At 43.0% G+C, this 17,410-nt stretch carries 16 protein-coding genes; 5 read left to right on the forward strand and 11 right to left on the reverse strand.

All coding sequences use genetic code 11. The features are described from left to right. Window positions 1-215 precede the first annotated feature (215 nt). Window positions 216-1,871 carry a BCCT family transporter gene (locus JMX48_RS04760; protein ID WP_201534967.1) on the forward strand — a complete coding sequence of 552 codons (1,656 nt, stop codon included), beginning with the start codon at window positions 216-218 and terminating at the stop codon, window positions 1,869-1,871. Window positions 1,872-2,156: 285 nt separating this feature from the next. On the opposite strand, the gene JMX48_RS04765 is transcribed toward JMX48_RS04760, so the two are convergent. The 7 genes from JMX48_RS04765 to JMX48_RS04795 form a co-directional block, all read right to left on the reverse strand. Then, window positions 2,157-2,525 (reverse strand): hypothetical protein, encoded by a 369-nt coding sequence (locus JMX48_RS04765; protein ID WP_201534969.1) that lies wholly within the window; start codon window positions 2,523-2,525, stop codon window positions 2,157-2,159. Between the two features lie 221 nt (window positions 2,526-2,746). Further along, complete coding sequence (locus JMX48_RS04770) at window positions 2,747-3,118, reverse strand: DUF3144 domain-containing protein (RefSeq protein ID WP_227687899.1); 372 nt, start codon at window positions 3,116-3,118, stop codon at window positions 2,747-2,749. 72 nt (window positions 3,119-3,190) lie between these two features. Then, window positions 3,191-4,357, reverse strand: coding sequence for a methionine adenosyltransferase (metK, locus tag JMX48_RS04775; protein WP_201534971.1), 1,167 nt, complete (start codon window positions 4,355-4,357; stop codon window positions 3,191-3,193). 162 nt (window positions 4,358-4,519) lie between these two features. Continuing rightward, window positions 4,520-5,116 carry a DJ-1/PfpI family protein gene (locus tag JMX48_RS04780; protein ID WP_201534974.1) on the reverse strand — a complete coding sequence of 199 codons (597 nt, stop codon included), beginning with the start codon at window positions 5,114-5,116 and terminating at the stop codon, window positions 4,520-4,522. A gap of 27 nt (window positions 5,117-5,143) precedes the next feature. Further along, on the reverse strand, window positions 5,144-5,467 hold the full coding sequence (locus tag JMX48_RS04785) for a low molecular weight protein tyrosine phosphatase family protein (RefSeq protein WP_201534976.1): 324 nt from the start codon (window positions 5,465-5,467) through the stop codon (window positions 5,144-5,146). A gap of 43 nt (window positions 5,468-5,510) precedes the next feature. Further along, window positions 5,511-6,206, reverse strand: coding sequence for an endonuclease III (nth, locus tag JMX48_RS04790; RefSeq protein ID WP_201534978.1), 696 nt, complete (start codon window positions 6,204-6,206; stop codon window positions 5,511-5,513). A 90-nt stretch (window positions 6,207-6,296) separates the two neighbouring features. Further along, complete coding sequence (locus JMX48_RS04795) at window positions 6,297-7,211, reverse strand: RnfABCDGE type electron transport complex subunit B (RefSeq protein WP_227687900.1); 915 nt, start codon at window positions 7,209-7,211, stop codon at window positions 6,297-6,299. Window positions 7,212-7,581: 370 nt separating this feature from the next. Between JMX48_RS04795 and JMX48_RS04800 the strand changes: the two genes are divergently transcribed. After that, on the forward strand, window positions 7,582-8,514 hold the full coding sequence (locus JMX48_RS04800) for a DMT family transporter (RefSeq protein ID WP_201534980.1): 933 nt from the start codon (window positions 7,582-7,584) through the stop codon (window positions 8,512-8,514). A 10-nt stretch (window positions 8,515-8,524) separates the two neighbouring features. On the opposite strand, the gene nudC is transcribed toward JMX48_RS04800, so the two are convergent. The 3 genes from nudC to dnaQ all read right to left on the reverse strand — a co-directional run bounded on the left by nudC (window position 8,525) and on the right by dnaQ (window position 13,571). After that, complete coding sequence (nudC, locus tag JMX48_RS04805) at window positions 8,525-9,493, reverse strand: NAD(+) diphosphatase (RefSeq protein ID WP_201534982.1); 969 nt, start codon at window positions 9,491-9,493, stop codon at window positions 8,525-8,527. Window positions 9,494-9,792: 299 nt separating this feature from the next. Then, window positions 9,793-11,475: a hypothetical protein gene (locus JMX48_RS04810; protein ID WP_201534984.1), complete on the reverse strand. Its 1,683-nt coding sequence runs from the start codon at window positions 11,473-11,475 to the stop codon at window positions 9,793-9,795. A gap of 476 nt (window positions 11,476-11,951) precedes the next feature. Next, entirely contained in the window at window positions 11,952-13,571 is a 1,620-nt protein-coding gene (gene dnaQ, locus JMX48_RS04815) for a DNA polymerase III subunit epsilon (protein ID WP_201534986.1), read from the reverse strand. A 310-nt stretch (window positions 13,572-13,881) separates the two neighbouring features. Here dnaQ and JMX48_RS04820 point away from each other — a divergent pair, with 310 nt between their 5' ends. The 3 genes from JMX48_RS04820 (at window position 13,882) to JMX48_RS04830 (ending at window position 16,127) form a co-directional block, all read left to right on the forward strand. Next, window positions 13,882-14,364 carry a hypothetical protein gene (locus JMX48_RS04820; RefSeq protein WP_227687906.1) on the forward strand — a complete coding sequence of 161 codons (483 nt, stop codon included), beginning with the start codon at window positions 13,882-13,884 and terminating at the stop codon, window positions 14,362-14,364. Between the two features lie 104 nt (window positions 14,365-14,468). Next, window positions 14,469-14,774, forward strand: coding sequence for a hypothetical protein (locus JMX48_RS04825; protein ID WP_201534989.1), 306 nt, complete (start codon window positions 14,469-14,471; stop codon window positions 14,772-14,774). 114 nt (window positions 14,775-14,888) lie between these two features. Continuing rightward, window positions 14,889-16,127, forward strand: coding sequence for an LD-carboxypeptidase (locus tag JMX48_RS04830; protein WP_201534992.1), 1,239 nt, complete (start codon window positions 14,889-14,891; stop codon window positions 16,125-16,127). 175 nt (window positions 16,128-16,302) lie between these two features. On the opposite strand, the gene JMX48_RS04835 is transcribed toward JMX48_RS04830, so the two are convergent. Beyond that, window positions 16,303-17,361 carry a GlxA family transcriptional regulator gene (locus tag JMX48_RS04835; protein ID WP_201534995.1) on the reverse strand — a complete coding sequence of 353 codons (1,059 nt, stop codon included), beginning with the start codon at window positions 17,359-17,361 and terminating at the stop codon, window positions 16,303-16,305. Window positions 17,362-17,410: the final 49 nt, after the last annotated feature.

Here is a 17,410-nt window from a genome sequence, read left to right on the forward strand (position 1 = left end):
GTGTATACATTGGCTTTTACATCGTCAGTTTTGTATTCATTTTTACTTTAAAAACGATAAAATATTTGTAGCACAAAATCCTAAGATATCGACGAATCTTAGGATTTTGTGCTTTATGACATTAAGGCTGCTGGCTTCGTTTGATGCCCTGTACTTGGTTCGATGATAGGTACATGGCTCAGCAAAGCGGGTGTTCTAAAAATTGAGATTATGAAATGGATCACGTTAAAGTTGGCCGTTTAGGCCCCTTTCCACGGGTAAGTAAGCCCGTGTTTTTAACCTCGGCGATTTTGATTGTCGTGTTTATTATTTTTGGTGCTTTTTTTAACGAGCAAGCAGAAGTTGTATTTAATCAAGCAAAAGCATTCGTATCTATACGTTTTGGCTGGTTCTTTATTATGGTGGTCAATCTCGCCTTGGTCATGAGTATCTATATGATATTCAGTCGATACGGTGATATTAGGCTTGGTCATCAAACAGAAAAACCTGAATATAATTTATTTTCATGGATTGGTATGCTGTTTTCGGCAGGTATCGGTATTGGGCTACTCTATTGGGGCACTGCCGAGCCGTTATATCATTTCATGGCACCGCCGCTTGGTGAACCTGAAACCATTGCTGCTGCCAAGCAAGCGATGAATATCGCATTTTTACATTATGGTCTACACGTTTGGGCAATCTACGGCATTGTGGCTTTGGCTTTGGCATATTTCCACTATCGCGTTGGCTTGCCATTAGCCATCCGTTCTACGTTATATCCGCTGATTGGCAAAAAAATATATGGTCCTATGGGTCATACCGTCGATACGTTGGCAGTATTTGGCACGATGTTCGGCGTGGTAACGACCTTGGGTCTTGGCGTGTTACAGATCAATTCTGGTCTTGAGACGCTGTTTGGTATTCCGAATAGTATTACGGTACAGATTATACTGATTGCATTTATTACGGTACTGGCTGGAATGTCGCTATTCTTGGGGCTTGATAAAGGTATTAAGCGCTTAAGTGATATTAATATCTTCTCTACTATTTTATTATTAAGCTTTGTGATTATCCTAGGGCCGACACAATTTATCTTTAATAGTTTCTTTGAAAATATCGGCAATTACCTACATCAAGTCATACCTCTAGGTCTGTGGACGGAGTCTTATGAAGGTCAAGATAATTGGCAGTCGTCTTGGACAGTTTTCTATTGGGCATGGTGGATTAGCTGGTCGCCGTTCGTTGGTGTGTTTGTCGCTCGTATCTCACGTGGTCGTACCATTCGCGAATTTATATTAGGCGTATTATTAATCCCTATTACCATATTATTCTTATGGTTCACCGCATTCGGTGGCTCGGCAGTACATATGGAGCTAATGGCGGCACTTGATCCTAATATAGCAAGCCCTGGTCTTATTGAGGCCGTTCAAGCGGATACAGGCAGTGCTATTTTTAAATTAATGGAATCTTATCCATTAACATCAGCAGTCAATTTACTGATTGTGGTGATGATTGTGCTTTGGTTTGTCACCTCATCAGATTCAGCCAGTTTTGTCATTGACATGCTGACTTCAGGTGGTGATACCAATCCACCAAAGATTCAGCGTCTATTTTGGGCAGGTACTGAAGGGGTGATTGCTGCTGTGTTATTGGCGGCAGGCGGTTTGGGTGCGCTACAGGCAGCGTCTATCGTGTCAGGCTTTCCTTTTGCCATTGTTATATTGATTATGATGTATTCGTTATTGCGAGGGTTGAGTCGAGATCGCTTGATCTTGTATCGCCAGCAGCAATGGTTTATTACTGAAGAGTCTGCAGAACACAATTCAGCCAACGAGTTCCGTGATGAAGATCTATTAACGGGACCACCTGATCTGGCAAAACCTGATGATTAGATTGTATAAAAGTGAAGCATAATTAATTCACTATAAAAAAATACGTACTATTAGCATAAATTAAAAAGTCTCAGCTTATGATTAAGCTGGGACTTTTTAGTTGCAATTGATGGCGTATTTTTTAAAAATTTATCGTGTTATAGTCAACAAACAGTAAAAGCGCGACAGTACCGCTGGAATGGATTCTTGAAGCCACTGTCTGCAACGGCACAGCAAGCGAAGAAAATTTATACCAGTAGTAACTGACTATTGATGGATACATTTAACTTTTTACCGACTATATCTCTATGAACATTCGCCTTTTGTATAGCTGACTGCACCAGTGACATTACAGGCGGAACAGGCATTACCTGCCGTTTGCGTGCTAAATCCTGTTGGCGTTTTAACTTTGACGCAGACAGGATCATATTGCATGGTACACATGGTTTTGTCCGAGCTACTAGGCGCACACTGAGTAAAAATACCAGCATTCGTTTTTTGGTTTTTAGTCGCGGTGGCATGCTCTGTTTGAATAGGCGTCGTGTTGGGGGCGGGAATATTGACCACACTACTACAGCTTGCCAAAGCCATGGCTAATGGTAGTCCCAATAGGAGTGATTTGAGCAATGGTTGTTTGAGTAAAAAAAGCCATGATTTGATTAAAATGTTGTGCATAATAATATCTCCTTATAGATAAAATTCGATAAATTCCCATTATCGATCATTGGTTTTAATCTTTTTACCTCTATCGATCATCGAGTGATCTAAAGCCAATAGTAGCCTATTTATAAAAAGTCATCTACCATCTACTCATCGAATGACAGTCAATAAAAAACCCAAGTCTCATATTAAAACTTGGGTTTTACAGTGTTTTTTCTATAAGTTAAAAACAGCTATTATTCAGCGTTTTTCCCTTCTTGATTCAAATCTACATATTTATCAAAATTTTGCGCATAATCAGTCAAATTATCGCTCAGCATTTGGCGATATTGTTTAACATAAAACTCGACGATATCGTCTTTTTCTTTGGCAAAATCATCACCTTTGATGAAACCAATAGAAGCGACTGACGCACTATAACGTGCTGCTGCGTACAACAAAGAAGCGCCTACTTGTCCTGAATGTGCTTCAGGACCTAACTGACTGTTTGCAATACCGATGATAGCATCAGCACGTTGATAAAATGACTGCATTTCTGGGGTAATCTCAATGCTGGTATCAACATTATTGCCTTGAGTGTTGCTGTCTTGGATATTGTCTTGAGACATAAGCGACTCCTAATAAGTGTCAGTAATTTTCTATGTATAAAGAAGGTTTGTAAAAATTTAAAAGTATGTCTTTTACAACCCAGCATCTGCTTTTAAGATATCTGCTTTGTCTGTTTTTTCCCACGTGAAGGCAGTCTCTGATCCTTGACGACCAAAATGACCGAAAGTAGCCGTTTGCTGATACATGGGCTGCAATAAATTTAGCATACGAGTAATGCCATAAGGACGCAGATCAAAATGGGCGCGAATCAGACGGATGATCTCATCATTGCTGATTTTATTAGTGCCAAAAGTATTGACAGAGATAGAGGTTGGCTCAGCGACACCAATCGCATAGCTCACTTGTATCTCACAGCGCTCCGCAAGTCCTGCTGCGACGATATTTTTGGCAACATAACGGACAGCATAAGCGGCGCTACGATCTACTTTTGAGGGATCTTTGCCACTAAAGGCACCGCCACCATGACGCGCCATACCACCATAAGTATCAACAATGATTTTACGACCAGTCAATCCTGCATCCCCAACAGGGCCACCGATGACGAATTTACCGGTTGGATTGATGTGATAGCGCGTGCCAGCATGTAATAGATCCGCTGGCAGTACTTGTTTGATGATGGATTCCATGATGGCTTCTTGTAAATCGCTTTGCGAGATACTGGGATCATGCTGCGTAGACAATACCACGGCATCAATCGCCACTGGTTTATTGCCATCATATTTTAATGTCACTTGCGCTTTTGCATCGGGGCGTAACCACGGCAGATCTCCTGAGCGACGCAGCTCAGATTGACGCTCCATCAAGCGATGAGCAAATTCGATAGGGGCTGGCATTAGTACGTCAGTTTCATTGCTGGCATAGCCGAACATAAGACCTTGATCGCCTGCACCTTGCTCTTCAGGATCTTGGCGATCGACACCTTGAGCAATTTCAGGTGATTGCTTACCAAGCATATTAATCACCGCACAAGTCTCGCCATCAAAGCCTAAGTCTGAATGGTGATAGCCAATACCATTCACCGTATCACGCACAATACGCTCAAAGTCGACATTGGCTGTGGTGGTAATTTCACCAGCCAATACTACCGCGCCTGTCTTAACCAACGTTTCACATGCCACGCGTGCATGCAAATCTTCAGCTAAGATAGCGTCAAGGATAGCATCGGATATTTGGTCAGCCATTTTATCAGGATGGCCTTCACTCACAGATTCTGAGGTAAATAAGTTGTATTCACGCATAATGGGATCGCTTAGTTGCAGGGACTGTCGTTTACGAATTCAGTCATTATTAAATGTATAGAAAAACAAAAGACGAAAAGGAATCAAAAAATTAGCATATTTTAACGTGTATCGACGCAAAACTCTAGCGATGGATAGTATTATGAAGTAACTGGGTATTGACTAAATAGGGTAGAAGTCATCAACCTCACTGTCTTCTTGCCAGCGATATTCTGTATATTTGGCGATATATCGTGCCGTCTCAATATCCTGTCTATCAGCAATGAATCCTAGTACCATATCCATGCCAGCACTAACACCTGAGGAAGTATAAAATTTGCCATCGACCACCCAGCGCGCTTGCGCTACCCAGTTGACCTGATTTGATTGAGATATGATCCATTGCCAGGCCATTTTATTAGACGTTGCACGTTTACTATTTAGAGCCCCGGTCTTAGCTAATAATGCACTGCCAGTACAGACGCTTAGTACCCAGTTAGCCTGATCAATAAGTGTCATAAGTGTCTGCAAAAAGGAACTATTATTGATTTGCAGCCGAGTACCCATCCCGCCCGGCACCAATAAAATATCGGTCTGATATTCTAATTCTGTGACAGCGACTGTCTGCACAGCTACACCATGCTTATTGTGAATAATGCCACCGCTGATGGAGGCAAATTGAAGTCGATAATGCTCAGGCAAGCAGCCAAACATCTCGATAGGTCCAAAAAGATCCAAGGTCTCAAAATCATCAAATAATAGGGCAGTAAGGGTTTGCATTTGTTTTCCTTTATTTAAAAATAACGTTTATAAAGATAAGTGGGCGTTTACTGAGTCCTGTAACCATGATACCAATGCTTGATCCATGTATTGATAATCATCAGGGATATCTAAGACAATAAGTTCTTTCTGACTGATCTGGTGTTGAAACTGTTCATGAATATAACGCTTATGCTTATTTTCCATCACAAAAATAATATCTGCCCAATTTACATCTTTTAAATGTATTTGTTTGCGAGCAGAACGACTAATGCCTGCAGAACGAACATTTAGATTAGGATGATTTGAATAGATGTTTTCAGCAGTCGGACTGCGCCATTTATTTTTGGTACAAACAAAGAGTAAATTCATCGAACCTCTCGCTATAAATGAAAGTTACCACTATAAATGAAGGTCACAACTCTACAAATCCTGCTTTATCCTTAAACATGCATTCGTCATAGACAGGGCATGCACCGCATTTGGGTGTACGTGCTTGACAGGTATAGCGTCCATGTAAAATCAGATAATGATGCGCATCAACAATGAAGTCATCTGGAATGCGTTCGACCAGCTTTTTTTCAACAATTAAGACATTTTTACCAGTGGCAAGACCAGTGCGATTGCCCACACGAAATATATGGGTGTCCACCGCCATAGTGGGCTGACCAAATGCAGTATTTAACACCACATTGGCTGTTTTGCGTCCTACGCCTGCCAGTGATTCTAGGTCTTTGCGATTATCAGGAACGGTGCTGTCAAATTTCTCGATCAAATCACGACAGGTTTTGATGACATTTTTGGCTTTGGCATTATACAAGCCAATATTTTTGATATAAGACTTTAGGCCGTCTTCACCCAATGCCAATATCGCCTCTGGCGTATTTGCCACCGGATATAATTGCTGGGTGGCAATGTTAACGCTCACATCTGTCGCCTGCGCGGATAATATAACCGCAATAAGCAGCTCAAAATTACTGCCATAATTGAGCTCAGTGACTGGTTCGTCAATCGTCGCTGCCAATTTTTCAAAGAATTGACGAATATCACGATTGGGCATCCGCCTTGAGGGCGGGGTATCCGCTGTTTTATGTTTGACCGTTTTACTCATGATATTTGACTATTGTTTTAGTGATTGGTGTTGCAAAATTATATGCTAGCGATGACGTTTATGTTAATTATTAAAGTATCAATCGCGTAATCAAAGCGCTACTTGTAATGATTCGAGCTCGGCTTGTAACGCTTCAAGATCGGCTTGTTTTTGATCGTTTGCACGAACACTTAGCTGCTTTTCTAGCTTTTTAATCTTAGTACGTAGTTTAGCTGCCGCAATGGTATTTTTTGCTTGTGCTTCGCTGATGTTCAAAGATTGGCTCGCCGCGTTATTTAGTTTGGCTTCGACCATACTGACCACAGGTCTACTATGGCTGCTATCAGCAAGCTGCTCAGTCACGCGATTCAAATGAGTATGATAACGCTGTCTTAAGTCTTCCTGTTCAGACACACGCTCAGATATAGAAACCTCACGCTCTATGGTGATCAAATCAATGCAATCGACAGGACAAGGCGCGATACACAACTCGCAGCCTGTGCATAAATCTGTAAAGATGGTATGCATATGCTTGCCAGTGCCGACGATAGCATCCACTGGGCAAGCAGGAATACATTTGGTACAGCCGATACAGTCATCCTCACGGATAACAGCACGTACCTCGGTCGGCCGCGCAGATGTGGCGTCTATTGGCCACTGAGACGGAACGGCGTTAAGTATCGCCTCATTGCTATCAGGATTAATGATTTGAACAATAGCATTGGTCACGGGCTGACCACCAGGCACACATTTATTGTATGGCTCATCATTTAGCACGATGGCAGTGGCGTACGGCAAACAGCCATCTGGATGCTCGCATAAACCGCATTGTGTTTGGGGAAGGCAAGCGTCTATGCGCTCGATTTTATCTAGCACGTCATCATTTAGCGTGGTGATATTTAAGCTGTCAAATAAAATGGGTAAATCAGACAGTCGTGTAAGCTTGACGCGTGTGTTGACGCTTGGTTCTGTGAGAGTACTGGCGTTGTTTTTGAGCATTGAATTATTGGCCTTAACATCGGTCATTATCAGCTTTTTTGGCTTATAATCCGTAAATGGTTAGGTGAAAATGGACACGTTTGGTAGGGCGCTATAGGCATTATAAAAAGTGCTATGACTGAATAGAGGATAGTACTATACAATGGTGCCGTTTATCGCGCTTATGTAGCGAAAGATTAACACATTTGGGGGCTTAAAACATCTGTATCGAGTACATAGCAATCAGAATTCAGCAACATGCATGGCGATAGTCAGTCCTAAATAAAATAGCGGCAAAGAGAAATCTTAGCGAGCACGTTTTATATTTAAAATGTACGCTCTCATTATTACTGATTTATATCGTATCTAAAATATATACACTGGCATTCATATCTGTACAAATATTTTTGGAGGTAAAATGACTCGTTCGATGAATACCAATGCCGTACTGTATTTATTGCTATGTACGTTTTTATGGGGCGCAAGCTTTCCTGTGGGCAAACATGCTTTGGGTGAAGTCAATGCTTTAACCTTGGTCATGTGGCGCTTTAGTATTGCTTCGGTATGTTTGTACTTTTATGCAAAATATAAACATATGCCCATACCCAATCTCACCTCAAGACAGTGGGCGTGGGCCATTGGTGTGTCTGTGATCGGTGTTGGTGGTTTGAATCTGGGTCTGTTTACAGGCTTGGCGCAGACCAATGCCAATAATGGCGCGCTAATTATGGCGCTTAGTCCGCTGGTGACCTCTCTGATTGGTTCTGTGGCGCAGCGGCAACTGCCAACAAAAGGTGCGCTATTTAGTTTGGTGGTGTGCTTATCTGGTGTACTGCTGGTGCTCACCGATGGTGCGTTTGCCAAATTGTTAGGATTTGAGTTTAACCACGGGGATCAAATAATTTTCTTGGGGATGCTATGCTGGAGTCTGTACACCCATCTGACCCAAGGAATCAGCCGCTGGATGCCGATGATTCCTTATACCTTGGTCGGTATGCTCTCAGGTCTTGGGGTGATCTCGCTTATGGTGTTGTTCAGTGCAGAAGTGCATCCATTACAAGAAAGCCTTGCTATCAGTCGTAGTGTCTTTGGTGACCTGATATTTATCGGTGTCTTTGGGACAGTTGGTGGTTATCTGCTGTGGATTTCTGGGGTCAAGCAATTGGGTGCGGCCAATGCGTCTTTATTCTTTAATTTTGTGCCCGTTTTTGCAGCGCTCACAGCATTTGCGTACGGTCAACAAGTCACTGCATTACAAGTATTGGGAATGGCCATTGTGATTGCTGGGTTATTGATACCAAGACTGGTCAAATGGCAGCATCAACGTTTTGTAGATCGTAAGGTAGTCTGATTAAGCTGATTTAACTTGATAGACGAATCCCTTGTTCATCAGCGACTTGCGCGATCAGCTCATAAGCAATACTGCCTTTAAAGGGTATTTGGGGCAGGTTTGAGAGATCAAAAAAATCAGCATGCGTCAGCTCTTCTTCTTGAATGACAATGTCACCGCTGGCATAAGACGCTCGGAACCCAAGCATTAAGTTAGAGGGAAATGGCCATGGCTGACTACTGACATAGCGTATGTCAGTCACACTCAGATTCACCTCTTCAGCTACTTCACGTACGACCGCATGCTCTAGGCTTTCACCCACTTCTACAAAACCTGCAATCAAGCCATACATGAGCGGCAGTTTTTGCTCGCCATAGCGATGATGATGCGCCAGCAAAATTTGCATTTCTCCCGTCTGTGGATTTGGGCGAGTGATGGCAGTGATGACACAAGGCTGTACCCGCGGATATTGACGCAGATGGCACACTGGACAGATCATGGCACGCTCATCTATTTCGGCAGGAACGGCTGGGGTGGCGCAGCGACTACAGAACTGTGTGTCTTCCTGCCAACGCAATAACTGCATGGCTTGGCTAATTTGATTAGATAATGCAATCGGCAATTGAGTGATGAGCTGTCTATAAGGCAAGAAAGCGTTATCGTCGTTATCAGCGATTTTCTCAGAGATGAGTGGCAGTTTAATATTATGCGCGATGGCATAATCATAAGTAACGGCGCTGGTCGCTTGAGCCGTAAAGGTATCAATATCAGTATTGTCACTGTCGATATCAATCGAATGCTCTAAAGCGCTATCAGCCAGCCAATGACTTGGCGCTAGGCTTTCGATTAGCGTTACAGAACCAAGCTGATAAGCTGGCTGGCATTCGCTATCGTCTGAGCCTGTCATGGACGGTGGTAATTGAACTTGCAGTGGCCACCAGCCATCAGAGGTTTGGCGACATAGGAGGGTGTCATCCCTAAATACAAAGGCACTGGTCATATAAAATTTCCAAAACGTAAAAAACAAGTCTGTAGTATCTAAAATACAGACTTGTTTAAAGTGAGAAAGATAAATAAAAATGTCTGTCAGAAAAAAATATCGACATCATAACTATAGTCAGTTCAATATAGAGTCGATACATTAATAATCACGTGCGACTCGTGTAAATTTTTCTTGCTTGCTGTTATTACGGAGTCTGCGGAACTGTTATTCGAAAAATATGCATTCCCCGTCGCACTGTATTGGTTTTACAAGAATTCACTATAGTTAGAACGTATACATATTGAGCCATATGATAATTAGGCCGCGAGTAGATGACTCAAGCTTTGCTGACCCACATCAAGTGCTTGTTTGCTCACAGGACGGTTGTGCTCAAAGCCATCTAAATGATAGTCGACTGCCATAATGACATCCGCGATACAGGCAAGTGTATGGTCTTCTATGCGGTGTCCGCTTTCGATACGTTGCTCAATATAGTTGGCCAATTGACTGAGCATACTGGCAGGTGTTGGCAGCTGTAAGAAGCGCACAGCCCCTGACACTTGGCGCATCATTTCAGGTACGTTTTGAATATTGAGTAGATCTCGCTCTGGCTCATCCAAATAGTCATTGATGGCTTGTTCAGCACTGGCAATGGCGGTACGACTTTCTTGTACCAAAGTGTTATGAGCTGTATTGAGCTGATGTAATGAAATATGAGGATTATTGAGTGGCAAATAGATAGCCCCTGGCGTGTGCATTTCTGCCATAGAAATAGCGGCATTCTCCGCATGCATCAATGCCAGTAGTAAATGATCGAAATCATCAGGCGAGGGCGCTTGCCAATGACGGACAGCCTTTGCGGCTGTGCTGAGGCTATCGGCGGCACTGGATAGACCAAGCAAGCGTAGCGCCGAACTTAATTCAGTGAGATCGTTGATAATTTGTGCAGTTTGCATGTCAATAGGATTAATTGAGTCACCACGCGCGTAACTGTCCACATGTTCTTTGATCGTATTGATTTGAGTCTGAATGATGGTGTTCAACGTATCGGTGAGGGCGCGATTAGGACCGAACAAGAAACGTTTCATTTGTTCAAGCTGGCAGCTTTCTAACTGATTGTTTGCATATTGCTCACGTAGGTGTTGCGCCTCTTTATTGTCACGCTGGCAAGCCAAACCGACTAAATCAGCAAAACGCTTATCCATCACCGGTAAATAACTTTGGAACTGTTGCTCTAAATAAATAAACGTATGTTTTTGGCTAAGATTTAGCGGTAAGATAGCGGCGATATCAGTGACGGCGGCATTGGCAGCTTGCCAAAATAGGCTAGTAGTATTTGCGGCTATCAACGCACAAGCTGCACTCATGGCATCAAGCTTTTGCTGATCGTCTGCGCTAATATTGCCATCTCGATTGAGCAGAGCAACGCCAAGACCACTACGATAAGCATAAGTCAGTAACTCATCATCAAGGTTGAGCGCTTTTAGTGATTGAAAGTTTTTTTCAGGATTGGCGATGATGACACTACTGCTGCCAAAAGTAGAAAAATAGTCTGCTGCGATAGGAGTCTGCTGCCCGTGAGCATTTAGCCTATTGATGACAGGCAATAATAAAGTGGGCTCTACCGACTCTGTTAATAGCACAAACTCGACATAGCGATCCAGCATCATAATCGCTTCTGATAAATCCATAATTAAGTGAATATCATTATTGTCGCCATTATCATAAAGGCGCTGTAAACCGTGAACAATCGCGTTGTTCAAGACCTCGCCACCGACCAAAGAGATGAGCTTAAAGAGATAAGACAGCTGCTTTAGGATAGTAATAGAGTCTAACAATAAAGGGGCTTGACTACTGTCATCAGTAAACTCGCTCAGATGAATCTCAGTATCTTTTAGGGTCGCAATGATCTCTTCATGCAACAAATGTAATGATGGTAGGTTGAAATCAGTAACACTAAGCGTTGGGGCGGTTAACTTCATTTGCGTAGACTGTTCCATAGGGAGTTTTCCATAACGTGCTGATGAGAATAGCGATGGTTTAAATGATGCCTAAAAGTGTTTATCAGTGATGTTTTAACGCTTAGGGCGTGTTTGAGTCTTCACAAATAGGCACTGCTGTTGGCTAAAATAGCGCCAGACAAGGAGCAAGTCGACGATAATGTTAATACCTTAGCGAGACTTACAACGTAGTATGGGGTAATTTTAGCATCAGCCCTGAGGACGGAGTAAGCAAAGTACTGCTTTGCCCGTCCGCAAGACAAGAGCTATGCTCGCAGTGAGGACAGAACTCTTTTTTGCCGCTTCATTGTTAAAAAAAGACGCTTAGAATGACTAAACTTACGATTTTTAACGTCGAATCGCCCAAAAAATAGTTCATGTCAGTGCCATGGTTGAAGGATCAAACACGCCCTAATATAACAATGTTCAAGACTGTATTGTGTAAATGATAATGCCATACGCTTTTTAAACGACGGCTACATATTGGCTTTGAGCGCAGGATAATCGTCTGAAAGCGAGGCATACCAGTTCTGGTCGGTATTCTCATCTATGGTCGATTCTAATAATAGCGCTGCTAGATTGGCAAAGCTTGCATGAGTTGTCTGCCCGCCATCTGTTTGTGTGTCTTCTTCAATGGCGAGCGTGACCTGTCCGCCCGTCATCGCCAAATATACTTCAGCCAAAATTTCTGAGTCAAGTAACGCCCCGTGGAAGGTACGATCTTGCTTACCCACATCTAGGCGGCGTACTAAAGCATCTAGGGTGTTTTTTTGCCCAGGGTACTGCTGCTTAGCCATTGCGAGCGAATCGGTCACTTTTACCCGCTGTGCAAAGTCTGTCAGTCCGACTTTGGCAAACTCCATGTTCAAGAAGTTCATATCAAACGAGGCGTTGTGAGCGATGACTTCTGCACCGTCCATAAAGTCATATAGTGATTGTGCGACTTGATCGAATGTGGGTTTGTCTGTCAAAAATGCTTCAGAGATACCATGAATGCGAATGACCACGTCATCCATACCGCGCTGTGGATTGATATAAACGTGGAGTTTTTCGCCCGTAAATTTACGCCCGATCATCTCGACAATACCGACCTCAATGATACGATCACCTTTTAGGGGATCAAGTCCCGTAGTCTCAGTATCCATAATGAGTTGGCGATCAGATTCATGGCGATGTATCGGCTTAGGTAGCAGTGGTCTAAAGTGTGGATTGGCGCGACTGGTATCACCATCGAAATTTTCTGCCTCAGCTGCTACTGGCGTATTACTATCTATGATTGTATCAGTCATGGGCGTATGGGCTTCTGGCATATCTGTGGTACTCATTAGTTTGGTCGCAGGACTCTGTTTGTAATCATGGTCTTGATAGCGATCTGTTTGTATTATAGCGTCTTTATTTATCGGATTATCGTCATTGTTATGACTTTCTAGTGCTTCTTCATTATGCTCGTCATCATACTCATCATCTACTACATCAAGACCTAATGGATCAAAACTGAGCCAATCGTCGTTAGATGAGGATGATATTTTATCAGTCGTTATCTGATCTTTTTTTTTAGCGTTATCTTGAGCCTCTATTATCGAGACGTTTTCACTGCTGGACGTTACGCCTAAGTTTGCTAACTCGTCCGCTTTTTCGTTGCCAGCATGTCCAGCGTGGCCTTTGACCCAGTGCCAATCAACAGGACGCTGCTGGCATAGCGTATCTAATTGTTGCCAAAGGTCTTGATTGGCCACAGGTTTTTTGCTGGCTGTTTTCCAGCCTCGTTTTTTCCAACCATCAATCCATTCGGTAATGCCTTTTTTGACATAACTTGAATCTGTCCAAATCTCAAGATTTTGTTCAATTGGGCTATGTGTTAATGCTTTTATCGCGCCCATCAGTTCCATACGATTATTGGTGGTTTCTTTATCGCCACCATACAAATCCTGCGTGCGTCCGTCACTAAAAATAAGGTGCGCGCCCCAGCCACCAGCGCCAGGATTGCCTTTACAGGCGCCGTCCGTATAGGCAACGGTCGTATTTGATTTAGCCGCCAACGGGTTCATCGCGTTATTTGTATTGAATTGCTGCGTTGAGGTGCGAGTGTCTGACATAAAAGCTTATTAACCTAATCAATGATAAACGTAGGGGAGAGCGCAGAGGATTTCTAACGGTATTTTCACGATAGCAATGCCTTCATATGCTGGGCTTGAGTATAACAAATCTATCATTAATATGGGCAGTTGCCATGCACAAAATCGCAAAACCATCTATCGCCTTTCTCATGATAATAATAACGGTTTAGTTTTCTGTTAAAATAACGCCAGTCGCTAACAAATGCAGGATAACCCTATTATGGCCTTATGCTCAAACGTTTTTTCTAAAAGACTGACATGCCTAACGGTCAGGATCGCTGTGAGTAGTATGGTGTTTTTGACGGCTTGTACTGACAGTCATACGCAGAACGATACAAAAGTGGCTGAGGCGACAGATTTATCTGTTTTTGAGGGATGTTATACGGTCAGTCATGACGAGCCTGCCCAAATAAAAGTCAGCCAACAAGACGGCTCTTGGGTAATGCAAATGAAAGAGCCTGCGAGTGCCAAACGTGTTTGGGACAATCCTGAGCCGTTAGAAGTGATTAAAAATAGTGATATACCGCAGTTTTTCTCTATTGACTCTGATAACGTCGATGCGGTCATTGGCCGTCCGGATAGAGTGTTGGTGCTGGCTCATGTCAAACCCGTTTATGCCAATATCGATCCATTACTAGACAGTGAGTATTTGTCCTATATTTATCGTGGTGCCAATACCATTTATCGCGTGGAATGTGATGACGTCAATACCGATATCCTAGCGAATCCGCATGCCAATATTATTATTGATAATGTTGATAAGCCTATTTAAGTAAACATTTGAGTCGGTATTAAGTAAACGTCATTATTAAGTAATCGTCATTTATTATAAATTACCTTTTGTTATAAACCGTTATGTCATTAGAGTCAGGCAATATGAATTTTTTTAGTTATGTGGTGTTGGGTGGATTTTCTTACGCTGCTGGTTGGGCAGTCAGAACCTACGTGCTCGATAAAAAGCCGACACCTGAGCAACCTTATAATCTAAAACATCCGACAATCTTAGCGTATTTGGGCGGGTTTTTTATTATTATGCTGGTGACCTCGTGGCTGATTGGTCGTTACGCCCTTGGACACGCCACTATTGATTTGCCATTTATTATTGTCAATAGCCTCGTTGCGACCTTTGTCTATTCATTCGGTCTTAATCCTGAAAAAGCCAATTATGAAGTCCCTGATTAACGATCGTTGATTGATAGATAGATTGATTGATTGATTGATTGATAGCGATAAATAACAAAGACAGCCATTGTCCAAAATATTATGAAGATAAAAGTTGAAAGGTAATAACAAGATATGGATTCAAAGATACCGTGCACCAAGATTGGGCTGAATCGTCGCCAGTTTTTACGTCAATTAGGCATCAGCACAGGGGCAGGATTGTTAGCCACGCAAAGTATCACTCAGGCGCTGGCGGCTAGTACGATTGAACAAGATGACAGTACCTCGTTGACGAAAGATGATTTGCCATCTGCTTTGATGCAAGAGCGTCCGTCATCGCAGACATTGCAAGCGCAAACGAGCTGTATTACTCCTAGTATTGAGACGCGGCTTTTTGCTAGCTCCAACGTAGGCGGCAGTGAAGAGCGCAATCAATTGGCATTGGATCGCGTGGCGTGTGCTGGTTTTAAAGTGAGTAACCCCGAGATTACCACTCGGCAGTATTTGCGTTTTGCTGGTACGGATTCACAGCGAGCGAGTGATTTGCAAAATATCGCTACTGGCGCTATAGCGGCACCCAAGTTATTGCTTGGCGTACGTGGCGGTTATGGGGCGATGAGCTTACTGCCTATGATTGATTGGCCAACGCTTGGGCGTGTCATGAAGGAGCGCGGCACGATACTCACAGGCTTTAGTGATGTAACGGCTATCCAGTGTGCGCTACTGGCAAAAGGAGAGATGAGCGCCCTTGCCGGCCCCATGCTTTATAGCGAGTTTGGCAAAATTAAACCAGATCAAGTGACTTGCCAACAATTTGCTGAAGCATTAACCAATCCTAATCTAACAATTACTATCCGAGATGCATCTTTAACCAGTCCAAATCTGCCTAGTATTCTGTCAAATAATGAGCCAAAAACGGTAACGGGCACTATTTGGGGCGGCAATTTAAGCGTGGTGTCGGCGCTGGCAGGTAGTGAATATTTGCCAAGGATTGCGGGCGGCATTGTCTTTTTGGAAGATGTGGGCGAGCAAACTTATCGTATCGAGCGGATGCTGTATGATTTGTATCTGGCAGGCATGTTTAAAGGTCAGCAAGCGATTGTATTTGGGGCGCTATCGAGCACGGGTGAAGACAGTTATGACAAGCGTTATGATGTTGCTACGGTGATTCGTCAATTGCATGAGCTGACAGGATTACCGATTTATAGTGGCATGAGCTTTGGGCATATTGGAAAAAAACACAGCTTTCCACTGGGGTCGACGTGCCAAATTAGCCCAAATACAAGCGGTGGCTATCAGTTGGCATTTGCTGATTATCCAACGATTAAAGCCGATACTATCCATGTCGAAGGGTTGTGGCAAGTAGCCCAGTAACTGTGCTATAGACCGTCCGAAATAAAATAAATACGTTAGTAGCTACGTGCTACTGGGGTAATTTTTTAGCTTGCTGTTCGCCAGCGTGACAGAGGCTGCAAAAATTTACCCCAGCAGACCTATGCTGGTTTTAAATGGAATGTATTAACAGCCACAGCGGTGTAGGATATTATCTTCAAATCGCCAATCTCGAAAACTTTTCTTGATACTCTTTTGGGGTCAACTCAGTGGCACGTTTAAAAAGACGCGTAAATGATGAAATGTCATCGTAACCCACTTGCTCAGCCAGTGATTTGATGGTCACATCACCTGATTCCAATAAACGCTTTGCCTGTTCGATTCTGACAGCTTGAATATACTCAATCGGGCGCATGGCAACCGCGGCTTGGAAGCGTCTGTTTAATGTACGCGGTGTGATGTTGACCATGGCTGCCAATTGGCTGACTTGAATAAGTTGATTGAAATTTTCTTCAATGAATTCTTGTACTTGCTTGACCAGTTGGTCTGCATGCGGTTTATGCAACGTCACATTGGTATAGCTGTTTTGATTGCCTCTTTTGCTATCGATAATTTGAGTTTTTGCCACTTGGGTAGAAATCTCGCGCCCGCAATAACGTTCTATTAGTAATAATCCCAAATCATAAAACGCGCTGCCTCCTGCCGCACAAAATATAGTGCCTGATTGGTTTGTTGAGTCACTTTTTGACTGGCTTTTTGATTGATTCTTTGATTGATTCTTTGATTGAGTGACAAACTGATTTTCTTGCAAATCAACCAGTGGAAAGTCTGCCTTAAATTTATTGGCATAGCCCCAGTGGGTTGTCGCTATTTTATTATCCAATAATCCTGCCTCTGCCAAAAAGAAAGCACCGCTACAGTTACTGGCGATATCTGCTTTGGTATTTGCCAGTCGTTTCAAATGCGGTAATAACGCGCTATTTTGCCTCAATACCTTATCAATTGAATCGCCAATGGTTGGGATTAATAGTAAGTCGCACTCTGTCACCTCTCGAATATCGCAATGCGCTTGCATGATTAAGCGATTGCTACATCTAATATCGACGCCGCCTAAGCTTGCTATTTGCACATTAAATCTAGGTTCTACGGCCTCACCCAAAAATCGCTGCCAACTGACACCCGTAAATGAAAATAAGTCTAATGCACCCGCGAGTACACTACCAAGCACGCCATCGAAGCCCAAAATAATAACTTTAAAAGGTTTAAAATTAGGCATCAGTCTCTCACTTCATTATTTTATTTACGAAAAATCACGTTTTTTTAGT

Source organism: Psychrobacter immobilis, assembly GCF_904846225.1.
GTDB classification, from domain to species: Bacteria; Pseudomonadota; Gammaproteobacteria; order Pseudomonadales; family Moraxellaceae; genus Psychrobacter; species Psychrobacter immobilis_F.